We start from the raw sequence: 13935 nt of genomic DNA on the forward strand, positions 1-13935 counted from the left end.
CCGATGAGCCTGGCGCGGCGCAGCCGCTATCTGCTGCCCGCGCTGCTGGCACTCGGCCCGGCCTGGGCGGCCGTGCCCACGCCGACCACCCTGCCACCGGTGGTCGCCGAAGCGCACCGGGTAATGCGCCTGGATACCCAGCGTTCGCAGATCGGCTTCGAGGTGCGCACCCGTTTCGGGCAGCGTATCGAAGGCCTGTTCCCGCACTTCGAAGGGCGCATCGAGATCCTCTCCGACGGCCGCCACCAGGTGCATCTGAAGATGTTCACGCGCTCGGTCGAGATCCCCGGCAAGGCGCGCTATACCGGATGGATGCGCGGCGAGGAGTTCTTCGATGCCGGCCGCCATCCGGTGGTCGAGTTCGACTCGCTGCCGTACTGGCCGGAAACCGTGGAGAGCGGTGGCGACATCAACGGCCGGCTGACCCTGCGCGGGATCAGCCACCCCGAGACACTGAAGGTCGAGAAGGCGGAGTGCGCCCGACCCGGCTATGATTGCGACGTCGTCAGCCGCGGTACCGTGCAGCGAGGCCGGTATGGCATGGACAGCTGGCAGCTTGCCTTGAGTGACCGAGTGACTTTCGTATTGCGTGCGCGTCTGAGCGAGGCGCCGAAACCGTGAACCTCCTGCTGCGTGTACTGGCGCTGGCAACCGTGTTGCTGGGCAGCGGTTGTGCATCGCTGTCGAATGCCGAGCGCGACCGCGCCGAGGCAATCGCCGTGCAGGCACGTTCGACCGTGGTCGACTGCCAGCGTGCAGACCGCTGTGCACAGGATTCGCCGCTGCGGGCGCTGGCCGGCCGGGCGTTCACCGAATCCACCCCGGAACGACCGCGCCACTACGCCACCCTGCTCGATGAGGGCGAGGGCGCCCTGGTCGCACGCCTGAACCTGCTGCGCAGCGCCACCCGCAGCATCGACCTGCAGACCTACATCTTCGACAAGGACGACAGCGCCCGTCTGGTCATCGACGAACTGCTGGCCGCATCGCGGCGCGGGGTGAAGGTGCGGCTGCTGATCGACCAGCTCTCGGCGATCTCCGACCTGCAGATCCTCGGCGCCCTGTCCGGCGCCCACCAGAACTTCCAGCTGCGGGTCTACAACCCGACCTTCGGCAAGGCCCGGCTGAACTACTTCGACTATGCCGGCAGCGTCCTGTGCTGCTTCCGCCGGTTCAACCAGCGCATGCACAACAAGCTGCTGGTGATCGACGATGCGATCGGCGTGGTCGGTGGCCGCAACTACCAGGACGACTATTACGATTGGGACCGCGAGTACAACTTCCGCGACCGCGATGTACTGATCGCCGGCCCGGAAGCACGTGCGATGGCGGCCAACTTCGACGCGTTCTGGCGCGCACACCGCAGCGTGCCGGCCGAGCGCCTCAACGACGTGGGCCGCACGTTGCTGCGCGAGGGCGTGCCAACGCTGCCGCCGGCCAGCTTCCGCCGCCCGGAACGGGTACAGCGGGTCAGTGCCGAAGCCAACGACACCGAGTTCGTCACCCGTTCCTTCGTGGATACCGCGCTACCGGTGGCTTCGGTGCGCTACGTGGCCGACCTGCCACGCAAGCATCGCCGCGAGAAGGCCGATGCACCGCTGGCCGGCCAGCATGTGACCGAGCCCCAGCTGGATGCGCTGATCGCCAGTGCGCAGAAGGAAGTGATCCTGCAGACGCCGTACCTGGTGCTGTCCAAGCCGGCGCAGAAGCTGTTCCGTGAACTGCGCAAGCGCCCGCAGCCACCGCGCGTGGTGGTGTCCAGCAACAGCCTGGCGGCGACTGACAACCCGATCGTGTATGCGTTGTCGTACAAGTACAAGCGGCGCAACATGCGCGAACTGGGCTTCAACATCTTCGAATACAAGCCGTTCCCGCTGGACGCGCCGGTTGACTACCGCAACCTGCTGCCCGACCCGATCGCTGCGCCCGGGGGGGAAGACGAAGGCGGTCGCAATCCGCTGATCGGTGGCAGTGCTGCCGGCAGCAACGCACGCGGTGGCAGCAGCAGTGGTTCGGATGCCGGCAGCAGGCAGGGCCCGTTGAATCGCCACAGCGATGGTGCCTACGACAACGCACGCGCACGCCGTCGCGCCGCCGGCAGCGAGGTGGAAACGCGCCTGCTGCGCACCGAGACGCGGCCGTCGTTCCTGGGCAGCAAGGCGGTCAACAAGCCGTTGCCGGTCACCCGCAAGGGCGCGCGCATGGGCCTGCACGCCAAGTCGCTGGTGGTCGACCGCCGCATCGGCGTGGTCGGCACCCACAACTTCGATCCGCGCAGCGAGAACTACAACACCGAAGGCGCGGTGATCATCGACGACCCGGTTTTTGCCGAGGAACTGGCGCAGAGCATCCTGCGTGACACCCACCCACAGAACTCCTGGACGGTGGCGCCACGGGCGAAGCCACCGGTGCTGTCGGGGCTGAATTACAGCGTCGGCAAGGCCTCCGAAGCGCTGCCCATCCTTGATTTCTGGCCCTGGCGCTACGCCACCGACTACGAGTTCAAGCCCGGCCCGGAGTGCCCGCAGCCGCTGCCGCGGCAGGATCCTGATTTCCATCGCTGCTACGTCGCCGTCGGCGACTTCCCCGAAGTCAACGTCGGCCCGAAGTGGCTGCTGGTGCGCATGCTGACCGCATTCGGCGCCGGTCTCGTTCCCATCCTCTGAAGGTACCCGCATGGCCCAGGTGTTCCGCGAAGCCGTTTCCATCGAGCAGCTCAACGCGCTCAGCCGCAACACGGCGATTGAATCCCTGGGCATCGTCTTCAGTGCCGCCGGCGAGGACTGGCTGCAGGCCACCATGCCGGTGGATGAGCGCACCCGCCAGCCCTACGGCATCCTGCACGGCGGTGCCTCGGTGGTGCTGGCCGAGACCCTGGGCAGCAGCGCCGGCAACCTGTGCGTGGATACCGGCAAGCAGGTCTGCGTGGGCCTGGAGATCAATGCCAACCACGTGCGTGCCGTGCGCTCGGGCACGGTCACCGGCACCGCCCGCGCGCTGCACGTCGGCCGCAGCACCCAGCTGTGGGAGATCCGCATCGAGGACGAGCAGGGCCGCCTGGTATGCATTTCGCGGCTGACCCTGGCGGTGGTGGCTGCCGGTCACGGCTGAGCCCCCCTGGGGCTCGTTGACGGCAGCGGAACCCAGCGTTCCCCGCCGATTGCCCCGGTCGATGGCGGTTATGGCCTAAATCGGCTGGCAGCGATGACGGCCCTCCGGTATCGTGCGCGGATGACTTCCCCCACTCCGGCCCCCCGTGGCGGCGTGGCGCGTGTGTGCCGTTACCTGTACCGCGTACCGCTGCTGTTGGTCCACATCATCGTGTTCCTGCCGCTCATCCTGATCGGCATGCTTCCGCCGTGGGGCGAACTGCGCGTGGGCGAGGCGACCTTCGGCGCCAAGGTGGTCAACTGGTGGCAGGGCGGGCTGATGTGGATCTTCGGCTTCCGCCTGGTGCAGGTCGGCGCGCCGCTGCCCGGTGCCGTGCTGTTCGTGGCCAACCATGTCAGCTGGGTCGATATCTGCATCCTGCACAGCCAGCGCATGATGGGCTTCGTCGCCAAGCGCGAGATCGCCAGCTGGCCGCTGGTGGGTTGGCTGGCCGCGCGCGGCCAGACCATCTTCCACCAGCGTGGCAACACCGAATCGCTCGGTGGCGTGATGCAGGTGATGGCCGACCGCCTGCGCGAGGGCAAGGCCGTGGGCGTGTTCCCGGAAGGGCGGACCCGCGGCGGTCACGAAGTGGGTCCGTTCCACGCCCGCATCTTCCAGGCCGCGGTCGAGACCGGCGTGCCGGTGCAGCCGGTGGCTCTGGTGTACGGGGCGAAGGGCGACGCGCAGACCATCGTCGCGTTCGGTCCGAACGAGAGCTTCTTTGCCAATTTCCTGCGCCTGCTCGGCGAGCCGGCGCGACGTGCGGAAGTGCACTTCCTGGCGCCGATCGGTGCACAGGACCTGGAAGGCCGTCGGCGCATCGCGGAAACCTCGCGCGCGCGCATCGTGGCGGCCATGAGCGCCGGGTGAGGCTGCGGTGGCCCTGATCCCGCCACCTGTCCTGGACGCCGGTACGCCGACGCTGCATGCGGCTGACTATCAGCCGCCGCGCTGGCTGCGCAATCCGCACCTGCAGTCGATGCTCAGCTCCAGCCGCATGCGCCTGCAGCGCGGCCTGCTGCTGCTGGCGGCCACCGGTGCGGTCAGCGAAGAGCTGATCCTCGATGGTGGTGATGGCGTGCGCCTGCAGGGCTGGCACAGCCATGTCGAAGGCCGCGAGCCCAAGGGCATCGCGCTGCTGCTGCATGGCTGGGAAGGCAGTGCCGAATCCAGCTACATGCGCATGGCCGCCGCGCGCATGATCGAGCAGGGCTTCGACGTGGTGCGGCTGAACTTCCGCGACCACGGCAACACCCATCACCTGAACCCCGGCATCTTCCACTCCAATCTCATCGATGAAGTGGTGCACGCCGCGGGCGATATCGCCCAGCGCTGGCCGCAGCTGCCGCTGGTGGCCGCCGGTTATTCGCTGGGTGGCAACTTCGTGCTGCGCCTGGCCCTGCGCGCGCCGGCGGCCGGCGTGCCGCTGCTGCGCGTCGCCTCGGTGTGCCCGGTGCTGGACCCGGCGCTGACGATGGAGAGCATCGAGAACGGCCCGGCGATGTACGACTGGTACTTCCGCCGCAAATGGGCCGGCTCGCTGCGCCGCAAGCGCGATCTGTTCCCCGAGCTGAGCGACTGCGACGACCGCGTGCTGAAGCTGGACATCCGCGCGCTGACCGCCTGGCTGGTCGAGCGCCACACCAGCTTCGGTTCGCTGCAGGCCTATTTCGACGGCTACTCGATCGCCGGCGACCGCCTGTCGTCCCTGCAGGTACCGGCCGACATCCTGATGGCGCAGGATGACCCGGTGATTCCGTACGCGACCTTCAGCAACTGGCAGCTGCCGGGCCAGGCGCGCCTGGAAACCGCCTGCTGGGGCGGCCACTGCGGGTTCATCGAAAACTGGCGCGGCGACGGCTTCTCCGAGCGCTGGGTCGCCCAGCGCCTGCAGCGGGTCCTGCAGGCCTGAACCGGCGACAGCGCGCAGCCCGCTACAATGCGGCTTTGCACTTGAACCGGACTGCCATGCAAGACCAGATCATCCAAGCGTTGCGCCAGAACCAGGCCGACCAGGCCGTGCAGCTGGCCCAGGCGTGGACCCGTGACGAACCCGGCCAGGCCAACGCCCACCGCTGGCTGGCGCTTGCGCTGCAGCAGCAGGGCAACGCCGAGGAGGCGATGGAGGCCCTGCAGCAGGCGCTGCGGCTGGCCCCGGACGACGCCCAGCTGCACCTGCAGCATGCCGGCCTGCTGCTGGCACTGCGCCAGTTCGAGGGTGCCGACGAAGCACTGGTGCGCACCACCGGCCTCGATCCGAACTCGTTCTCCGCCTATCTGATGCAGGCGCACCTGGCGATCGGCCGCAATGACTTCGACGAAGCGCAGCGCATCTCCACCCTGGCCGCGCGCGTGGAGCCGGACCATCCGGAACTGCTGACCATCGACGGCATGGTTGCACTGCGCCGCGGTGACGCCGACCGTGCACTGGCGCTGCTGTCGGCTGCCAGCAAGGCACTGCCGGACGATACCCGCGTGCTGTACGCGCTGGGCTTTGCCTACCTGGGCAAGGACATGCTGGCGTTTGCAGAGCAGTCGTTCCGCCGCGTGCTGGAACTCAATCCGTCGCTGTCCTCGCTGCATGGGCTGGTGGTGCAGCTGGCACTGCGCCAGGGCAACGTACCGGCCGCCGCCGAAGCCATGCAGGTGGCCCTGCAGCAGCCGGAGATGGACGTACCGTCGATGCGACGCCTGGCGGGTGAACTGTCGCTGCGCAATGGCCAGCCGCTGCAGGCCCTGGACTACCTGCTGCCGCTGCTGGAGACGCAGCCGGAAGACCGCCAGGTGCTGCAGCTGCTGCTGATGTCATGGCAGCGCCTGGGGCGCGAGGATGAAGCGCGTGCACGCCTGGATGCGGTATTGGATACCAATGACCAGCTGCACGATGTGTGGCTGGCACGGCTGGCCATCGAGCAGGTGGGCAGTGAAAGCGCCGTGACCGTGGTCGAGCGCTGGATGGCGGCGATGCCCGCGCATCTGCCGGCCCTGGAGGCGCGCCTGCGCCTGCATGACATGGCCGGCGAACATGCTCAGGCCGAAGCGATCGCCGAACGCATCGTCAGCCTGGAACCGGGCCGCGTCAGCGGCGAGACCCGGCTGGTCGAAGGCCTGCTGCAGCGCGATCCCGCCGCCGCCGTGGCCCGCGTGCAGGCGCTGATCGAGCTGGCGCCGGAAGAGCATCGCGCCGACCTGCGGACGTGGATGGGCGAGATCCAGGACCGCGCCGGGCAGCCGCAGGACGCCCTGCGCACCTGGCTGTCGCTGCAGGCTGACCAGGCGCCGCGGCGCTTGCCACTGCCGCCACAGGCCAAGTCCCCGCCGAGCTGGCCGGACAAGGGCAGCATCGACGGCGATGCCAGCTCCGCGCCGATCTTCCTCTGGGGCCCGCCGGGTTCGGGCGTTGAGCGGGTGGCGACCGGCCTGGCTGCTGCCAGCCCGGTGCTGCGCAGCGACCGCTACACCAACACGCCGCCCGATGATGCGTTCCAGAACTACAACACATTGCAGGACCTGGCCTCAGGCGTGCTGACGCCGGAGCGGCTGGTGCAGCGCTGGCGTGAACAGCTGCCGGCACGTGGCCTGCAGAGCGACACCGTGATCGACTGGCTGCTGTGGTGGGACAACGCCCTGCTGTGGGCGCTGCGCCCGCAGCTGCCGCAGGGCCGCCTGGTGCTGGTGCTGCGCGACCCGCGCGACATGCTGCTGGACTGGGTGGCCTACGGTGCCGCCGCGCCGCTGGCGATGACGTCGCTGGCCGAAGCCAGTGAATGGCTGACCCGCGCGCTGACCCAGATCGCCACGCTGCATGAGGACGACCTGTACCCGCACGTGCTGCTGCGCATCGACCAGATCGGCAACGATCCGCAGGCGATGGCCGAACTGCTGGGCCGCCTGTTCGAGCGGCCGATGCCGCCGGCGGCACAGCTGGGAGCCCCGCGCCTGCCGGCCGGCCACTGGCGCAACTACCGCGACGTGATGAGCGCCGCCTTCGCCCAGCTCACCCCGGTTGCGGTGCGCCTGGGTTACCCGGAAGAGTGAGGAGAGTCCGATGCAGTTGACCAGCCACAGCCTGACCAACGGCGCACCGATCGATCGTGAGTTCGCCGCGGGCGACGCCAATGGTTTCGCCCCGGACCGCAACCCGCACCTGGCCTGGAGCGGGGCGCCGGCCGGCACCCGTTCGTTCCTGCTGGTATGCGTGGACCCGGACGTACCGACCGTGCCGGAGACGGTTGGCCGCAGCGACATGAGCGTGCCGCGCGACCAGCCGCGCTGCGATTTCGTGCACTGGGTGATGGCCGATATCCCGGCCACGGTGCAGGAGATCGCCGCCGGCAGCTGCAGCGACGGCTTCGTGGTGAAGGGCAAGCCCGCACCCGCCGGCCCAGCCGGCAGCCGCCAGGGCCTGAACGACTTCACCGGCTGGTTCGCGGGCAACCCGGACATGGCCGGTGATTACCTGGGCTATGACGGCCCGTATCCGCCGTTCAACGACGAGCGCATGCACCGCTATTTCTTCCGGGTATTCGCGCTGGACGTGGCGTCGCTGGACCTGCCGCAGCGCTTCACCGCCGCCGACGCGTACCGCGCCATGCACGGCCACGTGCTGGCCGAAGCCGCACTGCACGGCACCTACACGTTGAACCCGGCGCTGGGCTGAGCAGCACACAGGGAAGATGCCGGCCAGCGGCCGGCCCTACCTTCCATCCGCTTGCAGCGCCGCCGGTTCGAACATTGCGGTGTCGCCCCTCGCGTTGCGCAGCACCAGCGCGCCGCGGTCGTCAAGCGCAAGCGTCGGTGCCGAGCCTTCGCCGTGCATCAGCTTTCCGGCGAGCTTCTGCTGCGTGGGCAGTCTCTGATCGACGCATAGCGCTGTGGTCTGCACGCCGTTGCGCAGGATCAGCAGGTTGCCCTGCAGCCGGTACTCGTTGCTGACGTGGTTGCACAGGTTCAACTCGCTCATGAAACCGGACTGGAAGCGCAGTGTGTAGGGCGCGCGACCGCGGACGAACAACGCGTCGATGCGCTTTCCTTGCGCGTTGGTGGCACGCACCAGTTGCCACAGGTGTGCTTCAAGCTGATCGGTGCTGGGCGTGCTGGCAGCGGCCACATTCGCGGACATGAGGAGCAGCGCAGCAATGATGAGGACGGGGACGTGCTTCATGCCGATCTCCCGATGCATCCGGGTAGTGCCGGCCGCTGGCCGGCCGCATCCGTGTGTTGGCAGTGCCGCGCAGGGCAGCCGGCCAGCGGCCGGCCCTACCGACCATGAAGAAGGGCGGCCTCGCGGCCGCCCTTCCATCGTTTTATTTCTTCTCGATGGCCGACTCGACCACCATGTCCAGCACGTACGCCTGCGACGGCGCATCGGCCGGCGGGTTCTTCACCTCGTAGCGCTTCACGCGCACCACGTTGCGCACGCCGTCTTCGTGGGTGTAACCCTCGATGTTGCCGTAGAAGTTCTCGAACTTGCCCGGCTCGCCCTGCTTCAGGCCCTTGTCGTCGAACTTCACTTCGCGCACCTGCAGGCACTGGTAGTCCGGGATCAGCGGGTGCGAGCACTTCTCGGTCTTCGCAGCCACTTCCAGGAACACGGTTTCGCCGGCGCCGCCGTAGCGGGTTTCAGCGGTCGGTTCCGGGTTGAACACCAGCACGTCGCCCTTGGCGGTGGTCAGGGTCAGCTTGCCATCGGCATCCTGCTCGGCCTTCAGCTCGCCCTGCAGGCGGCTCGACACAGCCTCGTCCAGCGCCATCAGCGCCTTGTCGTTGCAGGCCATCATGGTCGAGGCCATCGCACTGACCGTCAGCTTGCCGTCGGCCAGGGTGTAGCCGCCACCCATGTGGTTGCAGGCGTTGCTGACCGACAGGCGGCCATCAGCGAAGTCCAGGGTGACCGGCTTGTCTTCGCGGGCGAACAGCGCGTCGATGCGCTTGCCGTCGGCGCCGGTGGCCTGCTGCAGCAGCCAGTGCTGGCTCTGCAGGCGCTGCGCATCCAGGTGCGCCAGCGTCTGCTGGTCTGCTGCCTTGGCCGCGGCCGGGGCCACGTCGTCGCCGCCGGTGCCGGCCGGTGCCGGGGTCTGGCTGCAGGCGGCCATCAGGGCCAGCGGGAGGAGCAGGGTGAGCTTGCGGTTCATGGTGATTCTCCTTGGGGAACCGTGGGGGAAACGGGGTAGGGCCGGCAACGGGGTTGCCGTGCCCCAGTGCTGTTCAGCTGCCGGACGGCAGCCACAGCAGCAGCGCCGCGCCCAGCGCGATGCGGTAGATGGCGAAGGCGGTGAACCTGTGCGACTTGATGTAGCCCATCAGCCACTTCACTACGACGAAGCCGGTGACGGCCGCGGCAAGGAAGGCCACGCCCACGTCGGTCCAGTTCTCGCTGCCCAGCTGCCCAGCCTTGGCCATTTCCAGGAAGGTGTAGGCGCTGGCGGCGAACATGGTGGGAATGCCGACCAGGAACACGAACTCGGCGGCGGCCGCGCGGCGGCTCAGGCCCAGCAGCATGGCCAGGAAGATGGCCGAGGCCGAGCGCGAGGTGCCGGGGAACACGCCGGCCACGACCTGCGCCAGGCCGACACCGATCGCCACCGTCCAGGTCACCTGGTCGCGATCGGGCAGGCGCGCGGTGTAGGCCTCCACCAGCAGCATCCAGACGCCACCGATGATCAGCGCCCAGGCCACCGGGCTGACCGTTTCCGGCAGCGACCAGCCGGCCTTGCGTACCACCAGGCCGACCACCGCGGTGACCAGGAACGCCGCGCCCAGCTTGAACACGTACTCGCGGTTCCCGCGCTGGTTGAAGCCGGTGGCCAGCTGCAGCAGGCGCTGGCGGAACACCAGTACCACGGCCACGATGGCGCCGGCCTGGATGACGATGTTGAAGAAGTCCGAACGGGCACCCAGCCAGTGCTGGGCGATGAGCAGGTGGCCGGTGCTGGAGATCGGCAGGAACTCGGTCAAGCCTTCGAGGATGCCCAGCAGCAGGGCGGAGAGCAGGTCGGACATGGACGGTGCGTGCACGCGCGGCGGAAGGAGGAAGGGCGAGAGGATAGACGATCCGCGCTGCACCAAACGGGTGCGTCTGGTGGTCGGTGCACTCGTTTGGTGCGCCGCGTTCTGCACCCGCACGGGGCGGCCCTCATGAAATCAATGACTTGCGGCATCTGAAAAGTTGGCACGGTCGTTGCTCTACCTCAGCAGGCATTCATCCCCATCCGAGGTCGTACCGATGTCCGTGGAAAACGTTGAGAAGCTGATCAAGGACAACCAGATCGAATTCGTCGATCTGCGCTTTGTCGACATGCGTGGTGTCGAGCAGCACGTGACCTTCCCGGTCAGCATCGTCGAACCGTCGCTGTTCGAAGAAGGCAAGATGTTCGATGGCAGCTCGATCGCCGGCTGGAAGGGCATCAACGAGTCGGACATGGTGCTGCTGCCGGATACCGCCAGCGCCTACGTCGACCCGTTCTACGCCGATCCGACCATCGTGATCAGCTGCGACATCCTCGACCCGGCCACCATGCAGCCGTATGGCCGTTGCCCGCGCGGCATCGCCAAGCGCGCCGAGGCCTACCTGAAGTCCTCCGGCATTGCCGAAACCGCGTTCTTCGGCCCGGAGCCGGAATTCTTCATCTTCGACTCGGTCCGTTTCGCCAATGAAATGGGCAACACTTTCTTCAAGGTCGATTCCGAAGAAGCCGCCTGGAACAGCGGCGCCAAGTACGACGGCGCCAACAGCGGTTACCGTCCGGGCGTGAAGGGCGGCTATTTCCCGGTTCCGCCGACCGACACCCTGCACGACCTGCGCGCCGAGATGTGCAAGACCCTGGAACAGGTCGGCATCGAAGTGGAAGTGCAGCACCACGAAGTGGCCACCGCCGGCCAGTGCGAGATCGGCACCAAGTTCAGCACCCTGGTGCAGAAGGCCGACGAACTGCTGCGCATGAAGTACGTGATCAAGAACGTCGCGCACCGCAACGGCAAGACCGTCACCTTCATGCCCAAGCCGATCGTCGGCGACAACGGCAGCGGCATGCACGTGCACCAGTCGCTGTCCAAGGGCGGCACCAACCTGTTCTCCGGTGACGGCTACGGCGGCCTGAGCCAGCTGGCGCTGTGGTACATCGGCGGCATCTTCAAGCACGCCAAGGCCATCAATGCCTTCGCCAACTCGGGCACCAACAGCTACAAGCGCCTGGTGCCGGGCTTCGAAGCGCCGGTGATGCTGGCCTATTCGGCCCGCAACCGTTCGGCCTCGTGCCGCATTCCGTGGGTCTCCAACCCGAAGGCGCGCCGTATCGAAATGCGCTTCCCGGACCCGATCCAGTCCGGCTACCTCACCTTCACTGCGCTGATGATGGCCGGCCTGGACGGCATCAAGAACCAGATCGACCCGGGCGCACCGAGCGACAAGGACCTGTACGACCTGCCGCCGGAAGAAGAGAAGCTGATCCCGCAGGTCTGCTCCTCGCTGGACCAGGCGCTGGAAGCGCTGGACAAGGACCGCGAGTTCCTGAAGGCCGGTGGCGTGATGAGCGATGACTTCATCGACGGCTACATCGCGCTGAAGATGCAGGAAGTGACCAAGTTCCGCGCGGCCACCCACCCGCTGGAATACCAGCTGTACTACGCCAGCTGACCGGATGCGATGGCGGTGGGTTTCCCCCTCCCACCCGCCGCCATCGCTTCCGTTTTCGCGGCTGGGGAGCCGCGGTCAGGTCGGGGTCGGATCCAGTTCGTTTACGAATGGGCTCTGACCCCTGATCCAGGGGCAAGAGAGAGACCGGATACGCGACCAGGGCCGCCCTCCCTCCCGCGTCGGTCGTGCAAGGAGAGAGGCACGGCCGTCCCGGCCCTGTACGTGTCCGGTGCAACAGCCACGGTCATCATCCTGATGACCCGTGGTTGCCTGATGCCAACGCGCGCTGGCGCGCTGGCCCCATCCACCATCGGGACATGCGCATGAAACTGATCTCCGCCATCATCCGGCCGTTCAAGCTCGACGAGGTCCGCGAGGCCTTGTCCGACGCAGGCGTGTCGGGCATTACCGTGACCGAAGTGAAAGGCTTCGGCCGCCAGAAGGGCCACACCGAGCTGTATCGCGGCGCCGAGTACGTCGTCGATTTCCTGCCCAAGATCAAGATCGAAACCGTAGTCACCGACGAGCGTGCCGATGCGGTGATCGAAGCGATCCAATCGTCGGCAGGCACCGGCAAGATCGGTGACGGCAAGATCTTCGTCACCGCCGTCGAACAGGTCATCCGCATCCGCACCGGCGAAATCGGTGCCGACGCGCTGTAACCCCTTTCCGGAGACTCCCCCATGAAGATGCGCCTTCTCACCGGGTGGCAAGCCCGGTTCCATGTCGTGTGGCTGTTGATGCTGCTGAGTGCGCTGGCCGCGGGTGCCTGGCCGGGCAATGCCCACGCCCAGGCGCAGGTGTCGCCGCTGCCGAGCGAAACCGTTGCGGTCGAACCGCTGCAGGACCCTGCAGCTGCAGCCGCTGCGCCGGCCGTGGCCGAAGCGGCCGCCGCCTATGATCGTGGCGACGTGGCCTGGATGCTCACCTCCACCCTGCTGGTGCTGCTGATGGTCGTGCCGGGCCTGGCCCTGTTCTACGGTGGCCTGGTGCGTTCGAAGAACGTGCTGTCGGTACTCAGCCAGATCCTGGTGGTGTTCTCGCTGGTGCTGCTGCTGTGGGTGGCCTACGGCTACAGCGCGGTGTTCAGCGCGGGCAATCCCTTCTTCGGGTCGTTCACCGAGTTCGCCTTCCTCAAGGGCTTCACCCCCGAGTCGGTCGGCAACACACCGATCAAGGGCCTGCCGGACTATCTGTTCGTCGCGTTCCAGTCGACCTTTGCCGGCATCACCACCGCGCTGATCGTCGGTGCCTTCGCCGAGCGCATCAAGTTCCGCGCGGTGCTGCTGTTCTCGGCGCTGTGGTTCACCCTCAGCTACATCCCGATGGCACATATCGTCTGGGGTGGCGGCTACCTGGGTGAGCTGGGTGCCATCGACTTCGCCGGCGGTACCGTGGTCCACATCAACGCGGGCGTCGCCGGCCTGGTCGCCGCGTGGTTCGTCGGCAAGCGCCTGGGCTACGGCCAGACCGCGCTGAAGCCGCACAACGTGCCGTTCACCTACATCGGCGCGATGCTGCTGTGGGTGGGCTGGTTCGGCTTCAACGCAGGCTCGGCGGCAGCGGCCGATACCGTGGCCTCGCTGGCCTTCCTCAATACCGTGCTGGCTACTGCCGCAGCGGTGCTGGGCTGGACGCTGGTGGAGGCAATCAGCAAGGGCAAGCCGTCGGCACTGGGCGCTGCCTCGGGTGCGGTGGCCGGCCTGGTCGGCATCACCCCGGCCTGCGGCACCGTCGGCCCGCTCGGCGCGATCATCATCGGCTTTGTCGCCGGCGTGGTCTGCGTCTGGGGGGTGACCGGCCTCAAGCGCCTGCTGAAGGTGGACGACACGGCGGACGTGTTCGGTGTGCATGGTGTCGGCGGCATCGTCGGCGCGATTCTCACCGGCGTGTTCAGTGCACAGTCGCTGGGTGGTACCAAGGCGGATCTGGATATCGCCCATCAGGTCTGGGTGCAGGTGGTCAGCGTCGGCCTCACCGTAGTGTGGTCGGCGGTGGTGACCGCGGTCATCTTGCTGGTGGTCAAGGTCGTGGTCGGCCTGCGCGTGACCGAGGAGGCCGAACGCACCGGCCTGGATGTGACTTCGCATGGTGAATCGGCCTACGAGGCCTGACCGGTTTCACGGTTTCAAGGGCGTCCCGCCACT

The 13935-nt window shown here is 67.5% G+C and carries 13 protein-coding genes; 10 read left to right on the plus strand and 3 right to left on the minus strand.

Annotated features, from left to right (window positions below):
* The first annotated feature begins 3 nt into the window (after positions 1-3).
* From AC5P68_RS11465 to AC5P68_RS11495, 7 genes are all read left to right on the plus strand, one after another.
* Positions 4-621 (plus strand): YceI family protein, encoded by a 618-nt coding sequence (locus AC5P68_RS11465; RefSeq protein ID WP_005407540.1) that lies wholly within the window; start codon positions 4-6, stop codon positions 619-621.
* Positions 618-2666, plus strand: coding sequence for a phospholipase D family protein (locus AC5P68_RS11470; RefSeq protein ID WP_005407541.1), 2049 nt, complete (start codon positions 618-620; stop codon positions 2664-2666). The genes AC5P68_RS11465 and AC5P68_RS11470 overlap by 4 nt, the downstream gene beginning before the upstream one ends.
* Before the next feature lie 10 nt (positions 2667-2676).
* Positions 2677-3111 (plus strand): hotdog fold thioesterase, encoded by a 435-nt coding sequence (locus AC5P68_RS11475; RefSeq protein WP_005407542.1) that lies wholly within the window; start codon positions 2677-2679, stop codon positions 3109-3111.
* A 120-nt stretch (positions 3112-3231) separates the two neighbouring features.
* Positions 3232-4023 carry a lysophospholipid acyltransferase family protein gene (locus tag AC5P68_RS11480; protein WP_024956258.1) on the plus strand — a complete coding sequence of 264 codons (792 nt, stop codon included), beginning with the start codon at positions 3232-3234 and terminating at the stop codon, positions 4021-4023.
* Positions 4024-4075: 52 nt separating this feature from the next.
* On the plus strand, positions 4076-5065 hold the full coding sequence (locus AC5P68_RS11485) for a YheT family hydrolase (RefSeq protein WP_024956257.1): 990 nt from the start codon (positions 4076-4078) through the stop codon (positions 5063-5065).
* 56 nt (positions 5066-5121) lie between these two features.
* The gene (locus tag AC5P68_RS11490) at positions 5122-7191 is read left to right on the plus strand and encodes a tetratricopeptide repeat protein (protein WP_049402862.1); all 2070 of its coding nucleotides are present in this window, start codon (positions 5122-5124) and stop codon (positions 7189-7191) included.
* A 10-nt stretch (positions 7192-7201) separates the two neighbouring features.
* Positions 7202-7813, plus strand: coding sequence for a YbhB/YbcL family Raf kinase inhibitor-like protein (locus tag AC5P68_RS11495; RefSeq protein WP_005407546.1), 612 nt, complete (start codon positions 7202-7204; stop codon positions 7811-7813).
* Positions 7814-7849: 36 nt separating this feature from the next.
* Here the strand turns inward: AC5P68_RS11495 and AC5P68_RS11500 are convergent, their stop codons facing one another.
* From AC5P68_RS11500 to AC5P68_RS11510, 3 genes are all read right to left on the minus strand, one after another.
* Positions 7850-8317: an META domain-containing protein gene (locus tag AC5P68_RS11500; protein WP_414497746.1), complete on the minus strand. Its 468-nt coding sequence runs from the start codon at positions 8315-8317 to the stop codon at positions 7850-7852.
* A 142-nt stretch (positions 8318-8459) separates the two neighbouring features.
* A complete protein-coding gene (locus tag AC5P68_RS11505; protein ID WP_005411853.1) occupies positions 8460-9287 on the minus strand; it encodes an META and DUF4377 domain-containing protein in 828 nt (275 codons plus the stop codon).
* 73 nt (positions 9288-9360) lie between these two features.
* Complete coding sequence (locus AC5P68_RS11510; RefSeq protein ID WP_024956253.1) at positions 9361-10155, minus strand: undecaprenyl-diphosphate phosphatase; 795 nt, start codon at positions 10153-10155, stop codon at positions 9361-9363.
* Between the two features lie 223 nt (positions 10156-10378).
* On the opposite strand from AC5P68_RS11510, the gene glnA reads away from it, so the two are divergent.
* The 3 genes from glnA (at position 10379) to amt (ending at position 13902) form a co-directional block, all read left to right on the plus strand.
* Positions 10379-11788, plus strand: a complete 1410-nt coding sequence (gene glnA, locus AC5P68_RS11515) for a type I glutamate--ammonia ligase (RefSeq protein WP_005407550.1) — start codon at positions 10379-10381, stop codon at positions 11786-11788.
* Between the two features lie 323 nt (positions 11789-12111).
* Positions 12112-12450, plus strand: coding sequence for a P-II family nitrogen regulator (locus AC5P68_RS11520; RefSeq protein WP_004134334.1), 339 nt, complete (start codon positions 12112-12114; stop codon positions 12448-12450).
* A gap of 21 nt (positions 12451-12471) precedes the next feature.
* On the plus strand, positions 12472-13902 hold the full coding sequence (gene amt, locus AC5P68_RS11525) for an ammonium transporter (RefSeq protein ID WP_033834605.1): 1431 nt from the start codon (positions 12472-12474) through the stop codon (positions 13900-13902).
* Positions 13903-13935 lie beyond the last annotated feature (33 nt).

Source organism: Stenotrophomonas sp. YJH_SMC_58 (assembly GCF_059369635.1).